13 protein-coding genes are annotated in these 16,209 nt (G+C 69.6%); 1 reads left to right on the top strand and 12 read right to left on the bottom strand.

All coding sequences use genetic code 11. The features are described from left to right. Positions 1 to 41 precede the first annotated feature (41 nt). Positions 42 to 713: a hypothetical protein gene (locus PL79_RS23190; RefSeq protein ID WP_044847100.1), complete on the top strand. Its 672-nt coding sequence runs from the start codon at positions 42 to 44 to the stop codon at positions 711 to 713. 73 nt (positions 714 to 786) lie between these two features. On the opposite strand, the gene PL79_RS23185 is transcribed toward PL79_RS23190, so the two are convergent. From PL79_RS23185 to PL79_RS23130, 12 genes are all read right to left on the bottom strand, one after another. Continuing rightward, the gene (locus PL79_RS23185; protein WP_044847101.1) at positions 787 to 1,899 is read right to left on the bottom strand and encodes an alkene reductase; all 1,113 of its coding nucleotides are present in this window, start codon (positions 1,897 to 1,899) and stop codon (positions 787 to 789) included. Between the two features lie 162 nt (positions 1,900 to 2,061). Next, entirely contained in the window at positions 2,062 to 3,279 is a 1,218-nt protein-coding gene (locus tag PL79_RS23180; protein ID WP_044847102.1) for an MFS transporter, read from the bottom strand. A gap of 182 nt (positions 3,280 to 3,461) precedes the next feature. Next, the gene (locus tag PL79_RS23175; RefSeq protein WP_044847192.1) at positions 3,462 to 4,589 is read right to left on the bottom strand and encodes an FAD binding domain-containing protein; all 1,128 of its coding nucleotides are present in this window, start codon (positions 4,587 to 4,589) and stop codon (positions 3,462 to 3,464) included. Positions 4,590 to 4,730: 141 nt separating this feature from the next. After that, positions 4,731 to 5,648: a LysR family transcriptional regulator gene (locus PL79_RS23170; RefSeq protein ID WP_044847103.1), complete on the bottom strand. Its 918-nt coding sequence runs from the start codon at positions 5,646 to 5,648 to the stop codon at positions 4,731 to 4,733. 71 nt (positions 5,649 to 5,719) lie between these two features. Beyond that, complete coding sequence (locus PL79_RS23165; protein WP_044847104.1) at positions 5,720 to 7,981, bottom strand: xanthine dehydrogenase family protein molybdopterin-binding subunit; 2,262 nt, start codon at positions 7,979 to 7,981, stop codon at positions 5,720 to 5,722. Continuing rightward, positions 7,981 to 8,481: a (2Fe-2S)-binding protein gene (locus tag PL79_RS23160; RefSeq protein ID WP_044847105.1), complete on the bottom strand. Its 501-nt coding sequence runs from the start codon at positions 8,479 to 8,481 to the stop codon at positions 7,981 to 7,983. Before PL79_RS23160 ends, PL79_RS23165 begins: the two co-directional genes overlap by 1 nt. After that, positions 8,478 to 9,761 carry a c-type cytochrome gene (locus tag PL79_RS23155; RefSeq protein WP_044847106.1) on the bottom strand — a complete coding sequence of 428 codons (1,284 nt, stop codon included), beginning with the start codon at positions 9,759 to 9,761 and terminating at the stop codon, positions 8,478 to 8,480. The genes PL79_RS23160 and PL79_RS23155 overlap by 4 nt, the downstream gene beginning before the upstream one ends. A gap of 668 nt (positions 9,762 to 10,429) precedes the next feature. Beyond that, the gene (locus PL79_RS23150; RefSeq protein WP_044847108.1) at positions 10,430 to 11,554 is read right to left on the bottom strand and encodes an FAD binding domain-containing protein; all 1,125 of its coding nucleotides are present in this window, start codon (positions 11,552 to 11,554) and stop codon (positions 10,430 to 10,432) included. Between the two features lie 156 nt (positions 11,555 to 11,710). Next, entirely contained in the window at positions 11,711 to 12,856 is a 1,146-nt protein-coding gene (locus PL79_RS23145) for an amidohydrolase family protein (protein ID WP_082088670.1), read from the bottom strand. A 29-nt stretch (positions 12,857 to 12,885) separates the two neighbouring features. After that, the gene (gene actP, locus PL79_RS23140) at positions 12,886 to 14,532 is read right to left on the bottom strand and encodes a cation/acetate symporter ActP (protein ID WP_044847110.1); all 1,647 of its coding nucleotides are present in this window, start codon (positions 14,530 to 14,532) and stop codon (positions 12,886 to 12,888) included. Then, positions 14,529 to 14,888, bottom strand: a complete 360-nt coding sequence (locus PL79_RS23135) for a DUF485 domain-containing protein (protein WP_044847111.1) — start codon at positions 14,886 to 14,888, stop codon at positions 14,529 to 14,531. Before PL79_RS23135 ends, actP begins: the two co-directional genes overlap by 4 nt. Before the next feature lie 94 nt (positions 14,889 to 14,982). Continuing rightward, positions 14,983 to 16,209, bottom strand: a complete 1,227-nt coding sequence (locus PL79_RS23130; protein WP_044847112.1) for an FAD binding domain-containing protein — start codon at positions 16,207 to 16,209, stop codon at positions 14,983 to 14,985.

The following is a 16,209-nucleotide window of genomic DNA, read 5'->3' as shown; positions in this document are numbered from 1 at the left end:
CAGACAATTTTCCGCCCCGGCGCGGGGCAGAAGGAGACGAGATGAGTGGAGCGCCGACGTGCGCACCCGCCGATGACGAAGTCGCCGGCGTTCGCATTCCGCGGACGCCGATGGCGATCGAAGCGGCCGAAGCGGCGTGTGCATCGTTGCCGCCGGTGCTGACCGGTCACGCATGCCGGGTGTTCGTCCTGGCGTCGCTTGCCGCGCGCCGTGCCGGCGAGACGCTCGATGCCGATGCGCTGTACGTGGCCGCGATGTACGCGAACATGGGACTGAGCCCCGCCTATTGCCGCTCGAGCGCGCGCTACGAGGTCGACAGCGCCGATGCCGCGCACGCGTTCCTGCTGCGGCATCACACGTCGCAGCGTCAGTGCGACGACGTGTGGCGCGCGATCGCGCTGCATACGACGCCCGGTGTGGCCGCGCGCGTCTCGCCGCTGGCTTGCGCGCTGGCCGAGGCTGTGGCGGCGGACCTGATGGCGAGCGGCTTCAACGCGTATTCGGCGGACGAGCGTCGGGCGCTGCTCGCCGCGTACCCGCGCGACGAAGGGTTCGGCGACGCGTTCCTCGATGCGGTCGCACGTGGCGTCGCGCACCGGCCGGCGTCGACGTTCGGCACGTGGAGCGCCGATGTGCTCGAGCGTGCCGACCCGGATTTTCAGCGGCCGAATTTCTGCGGGCGCGTGCTGGGTGCGCGCTGGAAGGACGTTTGACGGCGTCGTTTCGGGGCCGGTGGCGCGAGCTTGCCGCGGCGGCAGTTTGGCCGCCGCTGCGGTGCTCGGGCGTTCAAACGTTCACGCCCGCCGCGTCATGACGCGCATAGTCGACATAACCCGCGCGGTCGCCGCCATACCAGCCGACCGTCTTCGGTGCGGCGAGCGGCGCCTTCGCCGCGATGCGCTCGACGAGATCGGGGTTCGCGATGTAGGCGCGCGCGAACGCGACGAGATCGGCGTCGCCCGCGTCGATCAGCGCATTCGCGGCCTCCGGCGCGATGCCGCCGTTGACGATCAGCGTGCCGCGATACGCGTTGCGCGTGTTCGCGACGATGCGCGGCAGGTCGGGTTCGCCGCTCCAGCCGTTGGTGTCCGCCGCGTGTACATAGGCGACGCCGGCTTCGTCGAGCATGCGCCCGACGTAGGCGTACGTCGCATCCGGATCCGCGTCGCGCACGTTGTTGTACTTCGCGTACGGCGAGATGCGCACGCCCACGCGATCGAGCGGCAGCACGCCGCCCACCGCGTCGACGATTTCCTCGAGAAAGCGCGCGCGGTTCGCGACCGAGCCGCCGTAGCGGTCGTCGCGGCGGTTCAGCGTCGACGACAGGAACTGGTGCGGCAGGTAGCCGTTGGCCGCGTGAATCTCGACGCCGTCGAAGCCGGCCGCCTTCGCGCGCAGCGTCGCCTGGCGGAATTCCTCGACCGTCGCGGCGACCTCGTCGGTCGTCATCGCGCGCGACGGCGTCGCGTGAATCTTCGTGTAGTAGCCGTTCTGCAACTGCGCCCACACCTGCAGCTGTTCGAGATCGTCGTTGACGCCGGACGGCGACAGCGGCGCTTCGCCGCCGAGCAGCGTCAGCGAGCTGACCCGGCCGCCGTGCCAGAGCTGCGCGAAGATGCGCCCGCCGTTCGCATGAACTGCGTCGGTGACCTGTTTCCAGCCGGCCGCCTGCTCGTCGGTGACGAGCCCGGGCGTCAGTTCGAACGCCGCGGAGGCCGGGCTGACGTTGGTCGCTTCGGTGACGATCAGGCCGGCGGATGCGCGCTGGGCGTAGTACTCGGCCATGAGCGCGGTCGGCTGGCCGCGCGAAGGCGCGCGAGAACGCGTCATCGGCCCCATCACGATACGGTTGGGAAGCGGCAGGCCGCGCAGATCGTAGTTACCGAGCAGGGTAGACATGATGAATTCCTTTTGCGTGGAGCAGGGCGGCGCCGCGGATCGTGCGGCCGTGGCCGGTGTCGCGGCGGGCCCTGCGGAAAGTCGGAGGTGACGTGCCGGCAGCGTTCCAATGGCGCGAGCGACCCGAGCGGCGTTCGCGCGTGAACCGGTGCCGGCGCCGGTTCAAGCCTGGGCGTGGCGTTGCGCGTGCGGCCGCCCGATCACGAGGTAGTGGGCGAGCGCGACGATCGGGAACGCGCCGGCGACGGCCGCGACGAGCGGCCAGCCGCCATGCTCGTACAGCGGGCTCGCGAGCGCGGAGCCGACGGCGCCGCCGACGAAGATGCTGGTCATGTACAGCGCGTTCAGGCGGTTGCGGCTCGCCGCATGCAGCGCGTAGATCTCGCGCTGGCCGAGCACCATGTTCATCTGCACCGCGAAGTCGAGCACGATGCCGGTGACGACGAGGCCGTACAGCCCGGCACCGTGGACCAGTGCGACCGCATACGACAGTGCGCCGGCGACCAGCGCGATCAGCGTCGCCCGCACCGTGTGCCCGGCATCCGCGAGACGGCCGGCGACGGGCGCCGACGTCGCGCCGATCGCGCCGACCAGCGCGAACAGGCCGATGGCCGATTGCGACAGGCCGTAGTGACGCGTGAGCTCGACCGGCACGGCGGTCCAGAACAGGCTGAACGACGCGAACATCAGGCCCTGGTAGAACGCGCGATGGCGCAGCACCGGCATCGTGCGGACCAGATGCAGCAGCGAGCCGATCAGTTCGAAATAGGTCGCGCGGTGATCGGGCTGGCGCGACGGGATCGTCAGCGCGAGCACGGCCGTCACGAGCGTCATCAGCACGGCGGCGGCGGCGAACACGAAGCGCCAGCCGAACGCGTCGGCCACCACGCTCGACAGCGGGCGCGCGAGCAGGATGCCGAGCAGCAGCCCGCTCATGATCGTGCCGACCACGCGGCCGCGGGAATGATCGGGCGCGAGGTGCGCGGCAAGCGGCACCAGGATCTGCACGGCGACCGAGCTGAAGCCGATCAGCAGCGAGATCGCGAGGAACGGCCCGGGCGTATGCACCATCGCCGCCGCCGCAAGGCTCGCGATCGACACGACGGCGGTCGTGATCATCAGCTTGCGGTTTTCGAGCAGGTCGCCGAGCGGCACGATGAAGAATAGGCCGAGCGCGTAGCCGATCTGCGTCAGCGACACGATGAGGCTCGCGGTTTCGCCCGACATGTGCAGGCTGGGTGCGATGAGTTCGGTGATCGGCTGCGCGTAGTACAGGTTCGCGACGATCGCGCCGCAACTGAACGCGAACAGCAGGATGAGGCCCTGCGTGAGCTTGGCCGCGTGCCCCTGGGGCGCGAGCGGGGTGGATTCTGCTGACATGGTCGACTCCTTGAAGAGAGCGGTCGGGCCCGTTTGTCCGTCGGGCGTTTCGGGATGCGTCGCGGCGAACAGGAAGCCGCCGCATTGCCGTCAAGATTATTGATCGATCGATAACAAGGGAATACGCCCGCTGCGCAATCGAGCATTGCGCGGCGCGCAAAGGGGCCGGAGCACGTGCGGGTTCATGCGCGGGCACCGAGGCCGAATTCGGCCGCGCGCCGCATGCCGGCGTCGGCGAGGCCGGCCAGCGCGACGCGGCGCGTGGCCGCCCACGATGCGGTCCGCGCCGAGACGTCGTGCGCGTCGGGCGGCAGCGTCTGCGCGAGCGTGACGGCGTCGGCGAGCGCCTGCGACATGCCGGATGCCGAGTGGGGCCGCAGCGTGCACGCCGCGTCGCCGACCAGCGCGATGCGGCCGCCGGCGAACGCGGGGCTCAGCACGTCGAACACCGCCTGGACGGTCGGTGCGGCGGTCGCGTCGACCAGTTGCGACAGCACCGCCGGCAGTCGCTCGCGTGCCAGCACGCCGAGCGCGGTGTGCGAGCGCGTCGACAACCGCCCCGGTTCGGCCGAGGTGCCGGGCGGGCGCTCGCCGATCCCGGCCAGATGGCCGCGCAACTGTTCGAGATCCGCTTCGCTGCGATACCAGATCCAGTTGAAGCGTCGCGTGCGCGCGCCCGGCCTGCCGTCGGCTGCGGGAATCTGGAATGCCATGAACAGTTCGCCGGGCTGGCGATGGAGCGTCAGGTTCTCGACGAGCAGTTCGATGCCCGGCGCATCGAACGAGGCTTCGTCGACGACGCCGCGCCATGCGAAATAGCCGGCATAGCGCGGCGCGTAGTCGGGAAACAGCGCGGTGCGCACGCGCGAGCCCGTGCCTTCCGCCGCGACCAGCAGGTCCACCCGTTCGCGCGCGTCGCCGATCCGCAAGTCGACGCCGTCCGGGTCGCGGCTTTCCACGGTGACCGGGCTGTCGTGGCGGATCATGTCTTCCGGCAGCATCGCGCACAGTGCCCGGTACACGATGTCCCACGACGAGAACGGCAGCCACTGGCAGGCGTCGTCGACGATCCGGCCGGCACGGTCGATCCAGCGCCGGCGGCGCGTCGGCACCGTCGCGATCGCGAGCCGGTAGCCGCCGCCGTGTGCGTCGAGAAAGGCGGTCATGCGGCGCAGTACCGCGACGCCGCCGCCGTGATCGGGAAACGGCCGGTCGCGTCGCTCGTAGACGCGGACTTCGTGGCCGATGCAATTCAGCGTGACGGCGGCAGCCAGGCCCGCGATGGAGCCGCCGGCGATCGCGATCTTCATGATGGCCTCTCGTCGCGGGCCTCCGGCGCGGATATCGCGGATCGCGAAGCCCATGAAACCAGTCTGGATCGCGCGGGCTGAATTGTCCTAAAACGCCGCCTTAAATCACTTGATTCATGCGCTGCGCGATGCGGGCGGCCTTCAGCCTCGCTGGCCCTGCAGCGTCGGGATCTGCGCGAACAGGCCGGCGAGCCAGTCGACGAAGACCTTGAGCTTGACGGGCGTGTGCCGGTTGGGCGGATACAGGATCGAGATCGGCCGCGGCGGCGTGTTGAAATCGGTCAGCACCTCGCGCAGGCGTCCCGATTTCAGGTACGGCTCGACCAGGTACAGCGAGGTCTTGATCAGGCCGATCCCCGCAACGCCGCATGCGATGTAGGTGTCGGCGTCGTTGACCGCGACCGTGCCGCACATCTGGATGATGCGCGTTTCGCCGTCGACGACGTAGTCCCACGGCCGCGGCCGGCCCGTATCGGCCGACATGTGGCTGACCGCGATGTGCTGCGCGAGGTCGTCCACCGTGTCGGGTGCGCCGCAGCGCTCGAGATACGCGGGGGCCGCGCAGGTGCAGGTGGTGAGGCTGCCGATCCGTTTCGCGACCAGCCCCGAGTCGTCGAGCGCGCCGATGCGCACGACGCAATCGACCCCCTCGCCGACGAGGTCGATCTGCCGGTCCGTCACGCCGAGTTCGACCGAGATGCCCGGGTGGGCGGCGAGGAATTCGGGCAGCGCGGGCACCATGATCTGTTTCGCCATCGCCGGCGGCAGGTTCACCTTCAGGCGGCCGCGCGGCACGTTGCGCGCCTGCGAGACGGCCGCTTCCATGTCGTCGATCTCGCGCAGCACGCCGACGCAGCGTTCGTAATAGGCCTGCCCGTCCTCGGTCAGCGAGATGCGGCGCGTCGTGCGGTTCAGCAGCCGGCAGCCGAGATGCTGTTCGAGCGTGCTCAGCAGCGCGGACACGCGCGGCGTCGTGAGCCCGGTGGTGTCCGACGCGCGCGTGAAACTGCCCGTCTCGACGATGCGCGTGAACACGCGCATCGAAAGCAAGGTATCCATCGTTCAGAAATCTCCAGCCTGTCGGGTTGCCGGCGCCGGTCCGTGCCGGCGCGGTCGGTTGTGAGGTGCGGCTATGCGTCGATCCGTTTCCTGAGCGAATCGCCGGCGAACGGCATTTCGCGCATGCGCTGGCCGGTCGCGTCGAAGATCGCGTTGGCCAGCGCGCCCGCGGTCGGCCCCATCGACGCCTCGGCCGCGCCGAGGAACGGCGCACCGGGGCGATTGATCAGATGCACCTTGATGCTTTGCGGGGCCGAGCCGAACCGCAGGATCGGATAGCTGCTCCAGTCGAAACTGCGAATGCGCTGCGTATCGTATTTCAGCGCCTCGTACAGTGTCCAGCTGGCGGCCTGCACGATGCCGCCCTCGATCTGGTTGCGGATGCCGTCCGGCGACACGACCTGGCCGGCGTCAACCGCGACTTCCGCGCGATCGAGCGTCACGTGGCCCGTCTCCGGCTCGACCGTGATCTCGATCGCGATCGCGACGTAGGCCATCAGGTTCTTGTACTTGCCGAACGCGAAGCCGACGCCGCGATTGCGCGCGCGCGGCGGCCGCGGCCAGCCGAACCGGGCCGCGGCGAGCTGGATCACCTGCCGCGCGCGAGGGTCCTGCATGTGGCGCAGGCGGAATTCGACCGGATCGACGCCGGCCGCGTGCGCGAGCTCGTCCATGAAGCTCTCGATGGCCCACACGTTGGTGTGCGCGCCGAGCGAGCGCATCGCGGAAGTCTGCAGCGGCATCGTCGGCGAGAAGTTGTTGACGATGTGCATGTTGGGCAGCGCGTACAGCGGGATCGCGTTGCGATCGCCGCCGCCCTCGGGCTGCAGCATCGGCGTCGATGGCGCGGACACGAACGGCGGCTCGAGCATCCGCGCGGGCAGCAGCCGGCCGGCGTTGACGATGCGCTCGTTGTGCGAACTGCTCCACAGCGCATAGTTCCAGTCGACGATGCGGCCGCCCGCGTCGAGCGACGCGCTGAGCTCGGTGACCATCGCCGGCGTGAAGTGGTCCCACGTATGTTCCTGCTCGCGCATCCATTGCACGCGGATCGGCTTGCCGGGCATCGCCGCCGCGATCAGCGCCGCATGCGCGGCCGCGTCGTCCGCGCCGTTGTGCCCGTAGCAGCCGGAGCCCTCGGTGTGGATGCAGCGCACGCTCGCCTTCGGCAGCGACAGCATCTCGGCGAGGGCGTCGCGCAGCGGGTAGACGCCCTGCGAGTGGGTCCACACCGTCAGCGTGCCGTTCTCGAGATGCGCGACCGAACACGACGGCCCGATCGAGCCGTGCAGCAGGTAGTTCTTCAGGAACGTGGCGGACAGCGTCTTCGTCGCAGGCGCGGTGGGCGCATGCGTGTTGGCGATTTCGATGCGCTGGGTCGCGATTCGCTTCAGCTCCGTGTGGACCGTCGCGCGATCGGGCAGCGTGCGGCCGCCGGACCAGCGGCAGCTTGCGGCCAGCGCGCGCTGCGCGACGACCGCCTGCCATTCGCCGTGCGCGACGACCGCGAGCATGCTGCCGTTGCGCACGATCCGCACGACGCCCGGCATCTTCAGGATCGCGGCTTCGTCGAACGACTGCAGTGCCGCGTCGTACACCGGCGGCATCACGACGCGCGCGTGCAGCATGCCCGGCAGTTCCATGTCCTGCACGTAGCTGACGCCGCCCGTGACCTTGTTCGGGATGTCGACGCGCGGCAGCGACGTGCCGATCACGGTGAACGTGGCTGGGGGCTTCAGCGGCGAGGTCGGCGTCGCGTTGCGGTGCAGGTCGACGGTGCGCACCGCGTCGCCGTAGCGCATCGTGCGGCCGTCCGGCGCCTTGATGACGGCATCGGCGACGGTGAGCGTGCGCGGATCGACGCCGAACTGCTTCGCCGCGCCGTCGACCAGCAGCCCGCGCACCTGCGCGGCGGCGTTCAGCAGCGCGGAGCCGCTGTCCGCCATCGTGTGGCTGCCGGCCGTCAGGCCCTCGTCCGGCGACGCGCCGGTGTCGGCGGTCAGGAACGTGATCAGCGAGGGCTTCATGTTCAGCTCCTCGGCGGCTACCTGCAGCAACGCGGTGCGCACGCCGGTGCCGAGCTCGACCTTGCCGGTAAACACGGTGACCTTGCCGTCGGGCGCGATCTTGATCCATGCGTCGAGCAGCGGGTTGGTCTTGAGGCTGCCGGCCAGCGTTTCGGTGGCCTTGGCGACGTGGACGGCGGCGCCTTCGTCCGCGATCACGACTTCGGCGGCCGCGCGCGCGGCCGGCGCGAGGCTGAACGCGACGAAGAGCGCGCCGGAGACCATGAAGTGCCGGCGGCCTTCGTCGATGTCGTCGGGTGCGTTCATCAGATTCCCTTGCTGATCATGACCGGCGCGGCGGACGGTTCCGGCTCCGGCAGGCCCGCGACCTGGCGCACGGCGGCCAGGATCCGCATGTGGGTGCCGCAACGGCACAGGTTCGGTTCCATGTGGGTGCGCAGCTCGCGTTCGGTCGGTTTCGGGTTGCGTTCGAGCAGCGCCTGCGCACGCATGATCATGCCCGCGATGCAGTAGCCGCACTGCGCCGCCTGATGGTCGATGAACGCCTGTTGAAGCTTGCCCGGATGGTCGGCCGTGCCGAGGCTTTCGACGGTTCTGACGCGGCGCTCGCCGAGCGCGGCGACCGGAATCAGGCACGAGAACATCGGCTTGTCGTCGACGATCACGGTACATGCGCCGCATTGCCCGAGGCCGCAGCCGAATTTCGCGCCGTGCAGGTGCAGGTCGTTGCGCAGCGCGTACAGCAGCGGCGTCGACGGATCGATGTCGAGCGTGTGCCGCACGCCATTCACGGTGAGGGCGATCATGGTGCGCGGTCCTCCTTTCTGAGCTTCGCGGCTAGGGTGTCGATGCCGCTCCATGCGGGGCGATCGGAATACGTCTCGCGCAGGTAGGCGGCGAGATCCGCGATCTGCGCGTCGTCGTACTGGTCGAGGTAGGACGGCATGTAGTTCAGCGTGTCCTCGCCGTGCCAGCCGATGCCGTTGAACATCATCTGGATCGCGTTGCGCGGCGTGTCGGCATGGATGGCCGTGCTGAACGCGAGCGTCGGCCGCTCGCCGATCGACTGCATCGGCGAGACCGGCCCGTGACACTGCGCGCACGACGCCTGGAACAGTACGGCGCCGCGCTGCGCGGCCGGCGTCGTCGGGCCGTGTTCCGCGGCGGCCGTCGTTGCGGGACGCGCGGCGGCCGGCTTCTGGATGGACAGGATGTACGCGGCGATCGCCTCGACGTCTTCCGCCGGCACCGTCGCGAGATCGCGCGTGACCGGCAGCATCGGTCCGGCAGCCGCGCCGTGCTCGCTCGCGCGGCCGGTGCGCAGGTACGTGACCAGTTGCGCTTGCGTCCACGGCCGGGCCGCGTTGCCGAGCGTGTTGAGCGGCGGCGCGTCCCAGCCGTCGACGATGCCGCCGTCGAACGCCTTGCCGGCCTGTTCGCCGCCGATCGCGTTCAGCGGCGAATGGCAGGACGCGCAGTGCCCGAGGCCGTCGACGAGCATCTTGCCGCGATTCCATTGCGCGGATTGCGACGGATCGGGCTGGTACGCGCCCTCGCGCAGGAACAGCACGTTCCAGAACGCGACCAGCGGCCGGAAGTTGAGCGGGAAGATCAGGTCGTTCGCCGGCGTCTTCGTCTGCACCGGTTCGCGCGTCATCAGGTACGCGTATGCGGCCTCGATGTCCTGGTCGGACATCCGCGTGAAATGGATGTACGGAAACGCCGGGTAGAGCGGATGGCCGTCGCGGGCGATGCCGCTGCGCAGCGCCCGCGCGAACGCGGCCTGCGACCAGCGGCCGATGCCCGTGTCGGCATCCGGCGTGATGTTGGTCGCGTAGATCGTGCCGAACGGTGTCGCGAGCGGCAGGCCACCGGCGAACGGCTTGCCGTCCTTCGCGGTGTGGCACACGACGCAGTCGCCGAGCGCGACGACGCGTGCGCCCGCGCGCACGAGTTGCGGATCGAAAGACGTGCGCGCGGGCGGATCAACCGGCGCGATCGACGGCCGGACCATGATGCCGATCGCGACCGCGAGACCGACGACCGCGACAACCGCCGCGCCGAACCAGAGTCGTTTGTGCTTCATGCGCGCTCCACGCGAACCGGTTCGTCCGGCGTCATGCAATTGGCGTGGCACGGGAACGGACGCCGGCCAGGCCGGTTGCCCGCTGCGGCGCGCACCGGTGTGGCGCGGCGCGCGGGCCGATGTGCGCGGCCTGGACAGCGCGTGCCGGCGGCGGATGTCGCAGCCGGGGCCGCCGGATGGCGATGCGGCATGGCCGATCGATCCGGCCATGCGAGGCCTGTCCGGCCGCAGCGATTCGCGGCGGAAATCATGTCGTCACTCCTGGGGTGGGGGCGCGCGGGCCAGAGGCCGCGCGGCGATTGATGGAGGCAGTCTACGCTGGCGTCGGCGGCAATTCCTGAAGCCGCGCTGAATCGTTCTGAACGGTGACGGGCGGCGCACGCGCACACGCACACGCACACGCCGGCCGTGACTTGCGCGCGAGCGGCGCCGGCACCGGCGCGAGCAGCACGAACGTGAAGTTGCACACGTTCGTCCACCGGTTGGCGGCGATCACTTTCTTGCGGCCGTGCGCGGGTCGAATGATTCGCGTGGCAAAACAGGTCGGCGCAGGAATGGCCGCGCCGTGCGGAGTCGACCGGGCGGGTTCCGTCGAAGAACGTGCCCGCCGATGCGATAAGGTAAGGATAACGAAGCAGAGGGCGAGCGCAGAACATCATGCAATGGCCTCAGCGCGGCGAGCCGAGGCCGAACGATGCGGCGAGTTGCGGCCCTTTCTCGAGCAACGCGGTCACGTCCTCGCGCCGCCGCGCCGACCATTGCGCGAGGCGCGCGACGACATCGGCCGCGTCTGCCGGCAGCGCTTGCGCGAGCGACACGGCATCGGCCGCCGCCTTCGATGTGCCGGACGCCGTATGCGGGCGCACGGTGCAGGCCGCATCGCCGACCAGTGCGACGCGACCGTCGGCGAAGTTGGGGCTCAGCACGTCGAAGATCGCCTGGTTGAACGGCGCGCGTGTCGCGAGCACCAGCTGCGACAGCGATGCCGGCAAGCGTTCTTGCGCCAGTTGCCGCAGCGACGCAACGGTCTCGTCGGCAAGCATGCCGGGGTGCACGGACGCATGATGGACGTTGCCGTTCCGGTCGGTCAGGTGGCGGCGCAGCGCGGCGCGATTGGCTTCGTTGCGATACCAGAGCCAGTTGAAGCGGCGCGTGCCCGGCGCGAGCGAGCCGTCGAGCGCCGGAATCAGGAACGCCATGAACAGTTCGCCCGGCGCCTTGTGTAGCGTCATGTTCTCGACCAGAGGCGCGATCGCGGCGGGCTCGAAGCCGGCTTCGTCGACGATGCCGCGCCACGCGAGGTAGCCGGCGAACGACGGCGCATGGTCGGGAAACAGGCGCGTGCGCAGGCTCGAGCCCGCGCCGTCGGCGGCGATCAGCACGTCCGCGCGGATGCGCTCGTCGCCCAGGTGCACGTCGACCCCGTCGGCATCCTGCTCGAAGCCGCTGACCGCGCGGCCATAACGGATGCGTCCGTGCGGCAGCGTCTCGCACAGCGAGCGGTAGACGGCGTCCCACGACGAGAACGGCAGCATTTCGGGTTCGTCGCGCGTGACGATGCCGGCGCGGTCGATCCAGCGTCGCCGACGGGTCGGCACGCTGAGCGCCTGCCGGCAATGACGGCCATGCTGTTCGAGAAACGCCATCATCCGGCGCAGCACGGCCACGCCGCCGCCCTGGCCACGCAGCGGCGACGGCGAGCGCTCGTAGACCGTCACGTCGTGCCCGATGCAATCGAGCGTCAACGCGGTTGCGAGACCGGCGATCGACCCGCCGGCAATGGCTATCTTCATCCTGCGTGGTTCCTTGTTGGAAAAGCGGCATGGCGGCCCGGCTGCGCGGCGACATGTGCCGGGCCGACGGCTCGCCGGATGATGGCATGTCGGCCGGCGGGCTGCGCCGATCGTGCAAGCGTCGTCGCGCGAGCGCGACATGGCGGCCCGATCGCGCTAGATCCGCAGCAGCTTCCCCGCATTGCCGCCGAGTATCTGCGCGCGCTGGGCCGCGCTCAGGTCGAGCCGGTCGAGAAAGCGGACCGGTTGTTCGTAACCCATGTCGAAGCAGTAGTCGCTGCCGAGCACGAGCCGGTCGATGCCGACGTTCGCGATCAGGAAGTCCAGCACCGGCCCGGAGTGGGACACCGTGTCGTAGCTGAAGCGCCGCAGATAGCTGCTGGGCTTCTGCGCGAGCCGGCGCGTTTCGGGGCGCACGGTCCAGCCCGCGTCGAGGCGCCCCGCGACGATCGGCAACGCGCCGCCGGCATGCGGCAGCGTGAAGTGCAGGTCCGGATGGCGGTCGAGCACGCCACCGAGGATCAGGTGCGCGGCCGCGATCGCCGTGTCGAACGGATTGCCGAGCAGGTTGCTCAGGTAGAAATCGCCGAGCCGTGCGCCGCCGACCGTTTGCTGCGGATGCAGGAACACGGGCAGGTTCAGTTGCTCGATGCGCGCGAAGACCGGTGCGAACGACGGGTCGTCGAGATCGCGATTGTCGATGTTGGTGCCCATGTACACGCCGCGCACGCCCGGCAGCTGCGCGGCGCGCTCGAGTTCGTCGATCGCGTCGGTCGCGTTCAGCATCGGCAGCGTCGCGAGTACGACGAAGCGCGTCGGATGCCGCTCGTAGACGCGCGACGCGGCCGAGTTCCAGTCGCGCGCGAGCTTCGCATTGAACGGCCGGTCGGCCCAGTACGCCATCGGCACGCTGAGCGACAGCGCCTGGACGTCGACACCGGACGCATCCATGTCCCGCAGCCGCGCGTCGACGTCGATGAACTTCATCGGCAGCGGCCCGAGGCCGCCGGCGGGCGTGCGGAACGTGAACGACGCGTCGTCGCACGTGAACGACCCGCCGAAGCGCTTGCCTTCGCCGCCGACCAGATTGCAAAAGCTTTCCGGGTAGTAGTGCGCGTGGATGTCGATCGCGCGCGGCCGCTGCAGCGGCGCGGTGGCCGATGCGGCCGGCGTGCTCGCGGTTGCGGCAGCCGGTGCCGAACGGCCGGCCAAGGCCGTGCCGGCGAGCGCGGCGAACGTGCCGAGCAGGCGTCGCCGGGCCGGCGACGGGCAGCAGGTGCAGGTCAACGTGGGATGTCTCATGAGGATGTCGGCTCTTCGAATCGTGCGGCTCAGCCGCGTTGTGTGGTGCCCGTTGTGGTGCCCATTTCGCACGCGACGAGCTGGGTGTCGAACTGCGCACGCTCGTGTCGCGCGCGGGCCGAGCGATCGGTGACGGAGAACAGGACGACGCCGGCGAACGCCGCCGCCATCGAGAACAGTGCCGGGTATTCGTACGGATAGACCGCATGCGCATGACCGAGCACCGTCACCCACACCGTCGGGCTCAGCACCGTGAGCGTGACGGCGGTGGCGAGCCCGAGCAGGCCGCCGAGCACCGCGCCGCGCGTCGTGAGCCCGCGCCAGTAGATCGAGAGCAGCAGCACCGGAAAGTTCGAGCTCGCCGCGATCGAGAACGTGAGGCTGACGATGAACGCGATGTTCTGCTTCTCGAACGCGATGCCGAGCAGGATCGCGAGCACGCCGAGCACCACGGTCGTCGCGCGCGCCACGCGCATTTCCTCCTGGTCGGATGCGCGTCCGCGGCGCAGCACGTTCGCGTAGAGATCGTGCGAGATCGCCGACGAGCCCGCGAGCGTGAGTCCGGCGACCACGGCGAGGATGGTCGAGAACGCGACCGCGCAGATGAAGCCGAGGAACACGTTGCCGCCGACCGCGTGCGCGAGGTGGATCGCCACCATGTTCGCGCCGCCCGTCACGGCGCCGGACGCGTCGTGGTATTGCGGGTCCGGCGCGACGAGCGCGATGGTGCCGAAGCCGATGATCACGATCAGCACGTAGCCGACGCCGACGATGCCGGTCGCATGGAGGATGCTCTTGCGGGCAGCCTTGACGTCGCCGACCGTGAAGAAGCGCATCAGGATGTGCGGAAGGCCCGCCGTGCCGAAGATCAGCGCGAGGCCGAGCGACACGGCGGAGACCGGATCGGAGACCAGGCCGCCCGGACGCAGGATCGCCGCATGCTTCGGATGCACGCTGACTGCCTGCGCGAACAGTGCGTCGAGGCTGAATCCGAAACGGCCGAGCACCATGAACGCCATGAACGCCGCGCCGGCGAGCAGCAGCACGGCCTTGATGATCTGGATCCAGGTGGTCGCGAGCATCCCGCCGAAGAATACGTAGACGACCATCAGCACGCCGACGACGAGCACCGCGACCGTGTAGTCGAGACCGAACAGCAGTTCGACGAGCTTGCCCGCGCCGACCATCTGCGACACGAGATACAGCAGCACGATGACGATCGAGCTCGACGCCGCGAACGCGCGGATCGGCCGTTGCCGCAGGCGATAGGACACGACGTCGGCGAGCGTGTACTTGCCGAGGTTGCGCAGCGGCTCGGCGATCAGGAACAGGATGATCGGCCAGCTCGCGAGAAAGCCGACCGAATAGATCAGGCCGTCGTAGCCGCTCGTGAACACCAGCGCGGAAATGCCGAGCAGCGATGCCGCGGACATGTAGTCGCCGGCGATCGCCCAGCCGTTCTGGAACGCGGTGATCCGGCCGCCGGCCGCATAGTGGTCGGCCACGCTGTGATTCTTGCGCGCGGCCCAGCGCGTGATGACGAGCGTCGACGCGACGAACAGCAGGAACATGCCGATCGCGACCGGGTTGTGCCCGTGTGCGATCGCCGCGGGGCCGGCCGCGAACGCCGGTGCCGTCCCAGCGGCGGCGATCGCGGCGAGGAGCAGGCGTTTCATGGCGTGTCTCCGTGACGAAGGGACGCGACGAGCGCGTCGTGGACCGAATTGGCCTGGAATACGTACAGCGCGACGAGCGCGAACGTGACGACGAACATGCCGAAGCCGACCGGGATGCCCCATGGCGTCGGCCGGCCCGGCACGATCGGCTGGCCGAGCAGCGCCGGCGAAAACGCGAGCGTCAGGATGAACGCGAAATAGAGGGTGAGCATGACGAGCGTCAGCGACCAGGCGAGCAGCCTTCTGCGCCTGACGAGCGTGCGAAAACGGGCGTCGCGCAGCAGCGGATGCATGGCCTGCGGCGGCGAATCCAGGTCGGGCGCGGTGCCGGCGGTGGCCGGAAGCGGGTGGTTCACGGTGTCTCCTCGATGGATCGAATGTCACGGCCGGGCGTCGGGCGTCGCGCGTCTCGTGCGCGGCGCCCGCCCGTGCCCGGCTCGGAAATGCGGCTCAGAAATGCGGCGGCACCGCGGTTTCCCGCATCACGACTTCCGGCGTGCGATAGCGCTCGGCCATTTCGCGCTCGGTGTCGTTTTTCAGTTGTGCCTGCATGTACGCGCCGAGATGGCGCGCGTGCTGCACGATCGCGACGCCGAAGGCGGTGCGCGTCTCGCTGTATTCGCACAGCGCGTCGAGCGTGTCGGCGCGCGTGGCGAGCGACGCGACGAGCGCGAGCGCATCGCCGGCCGCCTTCGTGACGCCCATTCCGCAATGCGGCCGCGCGACGAATGCGGCGTCGCCGAGCAGCGCGATCCGGCCGAACGCCATGCGCGGCACTTCGAGGTCGTAGATCGGCTGGAACAGCGGCTGCGTCGCGCGTGCGACGACTTCCGCGAACTGCGGCGCGAGCAGCGCGTGGGCCGCGTCCTCGAGATCGGCGAGGACGTCGCGCCGGATCAGCGTCGGCGGAATGCCGCCGGCCCACAGCTTGCCGGTCTCGTCGGTCAGCAGGTTCGGCAGGTCGGTGTCTTCGCGCGTCGCGCGATACCAGACGAAGTTGTAGCGGCGCTCGCCGGGTTGCGTGCTGTTGCCCTGGCCGGCGACCGGGTAGCCGAGGATCTGTTCGTGCGGCGGCAAGCCGAACGCGAACTTGTCGAACAGGCTCGCGTGGGTCGCTTCCGACAGCGCGGCTTCGTCGACCAGCCCGCGCCATGCGACATAGCCCGCGTATTGCAACTGCGCGTCCGGCAGCAGCCGCTCGCGAATCGCGGAACGGAACCCGTCGGCGGCAATGACGAGATCGGCATGCACGACCGAGCCGTCGGACAGCGTGATAGACGCGTGCTCCGGCCCGTCCGCGACGTCGGTCACGACGGCGCCCGCGTGATAGTGCTGATCGGGCAGCGCCGCACGCAGCACGTGGTACATCTTGCTCCACGCGGTGAGCGTCTGCGGCAAGCGCCGTTCCGATTCCACGGCGCCGTCCTGCGACAGCGTGATGCGCGACTCGACCTTGACGCCGATCGACGCGTCGATGCGCACGCCCGCGGCGAGCATCACGTCGAACAGTTCCGGATGCGTGACGATGCCGGCACCACGGCCCGACAGCGCCTCGGGCACCCGCTCGTAGACGTCCACGTCCCAGCCGTTGCGCAGCAGGAGGTTGGCGGCGAACAGGCCGCCCAGCGAGCCGCCGACGATCGCGGCCTTGCGTTTGCTTGCAGTGATGTTGTTCAT

The organism is Burkholderia sp. USMB20 (assembly GCF_000949135.2).
Taxonomy (GTDB): Bacteria; Pseudomonadota; Gammaproteobacteria; order Burkholderiales; family Burkholderiaceae; genus Burkholderia.
This window is presented reverse-complemented; position numbering and strand designations above follow the sequence as displayed.

Coding starts and splice junctions, on each gene's coding strand:
- PL79_RS23190 (WP_044847100.1), top strand. CDS start 42: ATGAGTGGAGCGCCGACGTGCGCACCCGCCGATGACGAAGTCGCCGGC.
- PL79_RS23185 (WP_044847101.1), bottom strand. CDS start 1,899: ATGTCTACCCTGCTCGGTAACTACGATCTGCGCGGCCTGCCGCTTCCC.
- PL79_RS23180 (WP_044847102.1), bottom strand. CDS start 3,279: ATGTCAGCAGAATCCACCCCGCTCGCGCCCCAGGGGCACGCGGCCAAG.
- PL79_RS23175 (WP_044847192.1), bottom strand. CDS start 4,589: ATGAAGATCGCGATCGCCGGCGGCTCCATCGCGGGCCTGGCTGCCGCC.
- PL79_RS23170 (WP_044847103.1), bottom strand. CDS start 5,648: ATGGATACCTTGCTTTCGATGCGCGTGTTCACGCGCATCGTCGAGACG.
- PL79_RS23165 (WP_044847104.1), bottom strand. CDS start 7,981: ATGAACGCACCCGACGACATCGACGAAGGCCGCCGGCACTTCATGGTC.
- PL79_RS23160 (WP_044847105.1), bottom strand. CDS start 8,481: ATGATCGCCCTCACCGTGAATGGCGTGCGGCACACGCTCGACATCGAT.
- PL79_RS23155 (WP_044847106.1), bottom strand. CDS start 9,761: ATGAAGCACAAACGACTCTGGTTCGGCGCGGCGGTTGTCGCGGTCGTC.
- PL79_RS23150 (WP_044847108.1), bottom strand. CDS start 11,554: ATGAAGATAGCCATTGCCGGCGGGTCGATCGCCGGTCTCGCAACCGCG.
- PL79_RS23145 (WP_082088670.1), bottom strand. CDS start 12,856: ATGAGACATCCCACGTTGACCTGCACCTGCTGCCCGTCGCCGGCCCGG.
- actP (WP_044847110.1), bottom strand. CDS start 14,532: ATGAAACGCCTGCTCCTCGCCGCGATCGCCGCCGCTGGGACGGCACCG.
- PL79_RS23130 (WP_044847112.1), bottom strand. CDS start 16,209: ATGAACAACATCACTGCAAGCAAACGCAAGGCCGCGATCGTCGGCGGC.